Genomic DNA, 611 nt, shown 5'->3' on the forward strand with positions numbered 1-611 from the left:
CCGGCGGCGACGGCGTGCTCGAAGGCGCGCGGCCGGACCTGCTGCAGACGGCACTGGACGTGATCGCCCAGACGGGTGCGGAGATCACCCCGACCAATTCCGGCATTCGTGTGAGGCGCAACGGCGCCGGCATTTCGCCGGTCGACGTGACGACAGCGCCGTTTCCGGCCTTCCCGACCGATTTGCAGGCGCAGTTCATGGGCCTGATGACGATGGCCAAGGGCAAGTCGCGGATCACCGAGACGATCTTCGAGAACCGCTTCATGCATGTGCAGGAACTGGCGCGGCTCGGCGCTCATATCACGCTTTCGGGCCAGACGGCGATCGTCGACGGCGTGCCGAAACTGAAGGGCGCGCCGGTCATGGCAACCGATCTTCGCGCCTCGGTGTCGCTGGTCATCGCCGGCCTGGCGGCGGAAGGCGAGACCACGGTCAACCGCGTCTACCATCTCGACCGCGGCTTCGAGCGGCTGGAAGAAAAGCTGTCCAACTGCGGCGCGGTGATCGAACGGATTTCGGCGTAGCCCGCGACCTCGGCTCCTCTCCAGCAACGCAGGAGATTGGCGAGATCCTTCGCGGCAGCGTCCTTCTCCCCGTCACTATATGGGGAG

The 611-nt window shown here is 66.0% G+C and carries 1 pseudogene; it reads left to right on the plus strand.

Features of this window, described 5'->3' with window-relative positions:
• A pseudogene (locus EN893_RS36910) lies at positions 1-524 on the plus strand (UDP-N-acetylglucosamine 1-carboxyvinyltransferase); the annotation flags it as partial.
• Positions 525-611 lie beyond the last annotated feature (87 nt).

The sequence above is a fragment of the Mesorhizobium sp. M7A.F.Ca.CA.004.04.2.1 genome (assembly GCF_004022825.1).
GTDB lineage: Bacteria > Pseudomonadota > Alphaproteobacteria > Rhizobiales > Rhizobiaceae > Mesorhizobium.